This is a genomic window from Pseudokineococcus marinus (genome assembly GCF_013004605.1).
GTDB classification, from domain to species: Bacteria; Actinomycetota; Actinomycetes; order Actinomycetales; family Quadrisphaeraceae; genus Pseudokineococcus; species Pseudokineococcus marinus.
Map to the genome: position 1 here is coordinate 1 of NZ_JABEMA010000363.1, position 2,729 is coordinate 2,729.

The window sequence follows — 2,729 nt, forward strand, 5'->3', positions numbered from 1 at the left end:
GCCGCCGAGGGGGCGGCCGCCGTGCGCGCCGCGGCCGCGGCCGTGCTCGCCGAGGAGCCGGGCGCCGACGTCGACTACCTGGCGCTCGTGGACCCCGACGACCTCGCAGAGGTCCCCGAGGACCACCGGGGCCCGGCCCTGCTGGCCGTGGCGGCGCGCGTCGGCGCCGTCCGCCTCATCGACAACGCGCCCCTCGTCGTCGGGCCGCGGGACGGCGGTGCGGCCGAGGCGCCGGGCGATGGAGCGGCGGGGGGAGCGGCGAGGCGCCGGTAGCCTCGCCGGGTGAGCGACGCACCCGCGACCGACCCCTCGACCCCGGCCGCCGGCGCCCCCCGCGAGACCGGGGCGGAGCGGTCGGAGCAGGAGCGGGTCCGCCTCGACAAGCGGGCCCGGATCCTCGATGGCGGCGGTGACCCCTACCCGGTGGGCGTGCCGCGCACGACGACGCTCGCGGCCGTCCGCGAGCGCCACGCGGGCCTGGGCGCGCAGGCCGTGACCGACGACGAGGTGTCGGTCACGGGCCGCGTGGTGTTCCAGCGCGGTCGCGGAAAGCTCTTCTTCGCGGTGCTGCAGGAGGGCGACGGCACGCGCCTGCAGGTCATGCTCGCGCAGGAGGCGCGGCCCGACCGCGGCCTGCCGGTGGGCGTCGGCGCCGAGGCCCTGGCGGCCTGGAAGTCCGACGTCGACCTCGGGGACCACGTCTCGGTCACGGGGCGCGTCGTCACGAGCGGCACGGGCGAGCTCAGCGTGCTGGCGGCCTCGTGGACGCTGGCGTCGAAGGCGCTGCGGCCGCTGCCCAACCTCTACGAGGGCGCGGAGATGTCCGAGGAGGCGCGCGTGCGCGCCCGGTACGTCGACCTCGTCGTGCGCGACCAGGCCCGCCAGGTGGTGCGCGCCCGCGCCGCCGTCGTCGGCGCCCTGCGCTCGGTGCTCGGCGGGCGGGGCTTCCTCGAGGTCGAGACGCCGATGCTCCAGACGCTCCACGGCGGCGCGAGCGCGCGGCCCTTCTCGACGCGCAGCAACGCCTTCGACATGGAGCTCTTCCTGCGCATCGCCCCCGAGCTCTTCCTCAAGAGGTGCGTGGTCGGCGGGCTCGAGAAGGTCTTCGAGATCAACCGGAACTTCCGCAACGAGGGCGCCGACTCCACCCACAGCCCCGAGTTCGCCATGCTCGAGATGTACGAGGCCTACGGCGACTACGACTCGATGGCCGACCTCACCCGTGACCTCGTGCAGGCGTCCGTGCGCGCCGTCCGGGAGACGGCGCCGGACCTGCTGCTCCCGGAGGCGGACGAGCTGCTGGCCCCCTGGTCGCAGGTGTCGATGTACGGGTCGTTGTCGGCGGCGGCGGGCGCCGTCGTCACGCCGCGGACCCCGGCGGAGGAGCTGCTCGCCCTCGCGGAGCGGGTGGGCATGGCCGTCGGCGACGACGCCGGCGACCGCGGGCACGGCAAGCTCGTCGAGCACCTGTGGGAGCACCTCGTCGTCCCGACGCTCACCGGCCCGACCTTCGTGCGCGACTTCCCCGTCGAGACCTCCCCCCTCGTGCGCGCCCACCGCAGCGAGCCCGGCGTCGTCGAGAAGTGGGACCTGTACGTGCGGGGCTTCGAGCTCGCCACGGGGTACTCCGAGCTCGTCGACCCGGTCGTGCAGCGCGAGCGCTTCGTCGAGCAGGCCCGCCTCGCCGCCGCGGGCGACGACGAGGCCATGCAGCTCGACGAGGACTTCCTCGCCGCCATGGAGACGGGCATGCCCCCCACCGGTGGCGTGGGCATGGGCGTCGACCGGCTGCTCATGGCGCTCACGGGACTCGGCATCCGCGAGACGGTCCTCTTCCCGCTGGTGCGCCCCGGGCGCTGACGCGCTCACGCCGGCCAAGGGAGCGGGGCGTCCGCGCGGGACGCCGTCCTACCCTGGACGCGTGGACCTCCTGCCCGTGCTGGGCGCCCTGCTGCCGTCGGCCGCCGTCTGCGCCCTCTTCGTCGTCGTCGTGCGCAAGATGATCTCCGCCGACCGCGACGAGCGCGCCGCGCAGGCGCGCCTCGAGGCGGCGGAGCGGCGCGCCGCCCGGGAGGGGGCGGCCCGCCCGACGGTCGACGGCGACGGCGGGCGCCCGGCCGACGACTCCCGTTGAAGAGGTCGCGCTTTCCCCTCTTCGCCCCGGGAATGGATGTCGGGGCACCGGTCGACAATGTCGGCCGCTTTTGACGCCCAGCATTCCTGCTGCCATAGTCGCGCCGCACGGAAGAGCGGCGCGCGGCCTGCGCGAGCTCTCGCGGGAAAGCCGCGGAACGGTCCCCGGGCCTGCCGGGCTGAGCTCTCCAGGAGTGGACGACATGGCGCAGAAGACGAAGGTCATCCTCATCGACGACGTCGAGGGCGGTGAGGCGGACGAGACCGTGACCTTCGCCCTCGACGGCGTCAGCTACGAGATCGACCTCACGAGCGAGCGCGCGGCCCAGCTGCGCGACGCGCTGGCCCCGTGGGTCGGCCACGCCCGCAAGGCCGGCGGGCGCTCCTCCGGCGGCGGCGCCCGCCGCTCGACCCGCTCCTCGGGATCGTCCTCCTCCTCGGCGGGCGGCGTCGACACGGCCGCCGTGCGCGAGTGGGCGCGTGAGAACGGGCACACCGTGAGCGAGCGCGGCCGCATCTCCGGCGCCGTCCTCGAGGCCTATAAGGCCGCGCAGGGCTGAACGTCTCTCCGGCCGACGCACGAGGGCCCCGCGACC

4 protein-coding genes are annotated in these 2,729 nt (G+C 75.6%); all 4 read left to right on the forward strand.

Annotation, left to right across the window (positions count from 1 at the left end; translation table 11 throughout):
- Window positions 1-273: pantoate--beta-alanine ligase (locus tag HLB09_RS15425; protein WP_171204209.1), on the forward strand; the 273-nt coding region annotated here is incomplete at its 5' end.
- Window positions 274-282: 9 nt separating this feature from the next.
- Window positions 283-1,860, forward strand: a complete 1,578-nt coding sequence (gene lysS, locus HLB09_RS15430; protein ID WP_171204210.1) for a lysine--tRNA ligase — start codon at window positions 283-285, stop codon at window positions 1,858-1,860.
- A 61-nt stretch (window positions 1,861-1,921) separates the two neighbouring features.
- Window positions 1,922-2,134 (forward strand): hypothetical protein, encoded by a 213-nt coding sequence (locus HLB09_RS15435; RefSeq protein ID WP_171204211.1) that lies wholly within the window; start codon window positions 1,922-1,924, stop codon window positions 2,132-2,134.
- A 202-nt stretch (window positions 2,135-2,336) separates the two neighbouring features.
- Window positions 2,337-2,693, forward strand: a complete 357-nt coding sequence (locus tag HLB09_RS15440; protein ID WP_171204212.1) for a histone-like nucleoid-structuring protein Lsr2 — start codon at window positions 2,337-2,339, stop codon at window positions 2,691-2,693.
- Window positions 2,694-2,729: the final 36 nt, after the last annotated feature.

Excerpts from the sequence above, each read along its gene's own strand:
- HLB09_RS15440 (WP_171204212.1), top strand. The coding sequence starts at position 2,337 with ATGGCGCAGAAGACGAAGGTCATCCTCATCGACGACGTCGAGGGCGGT.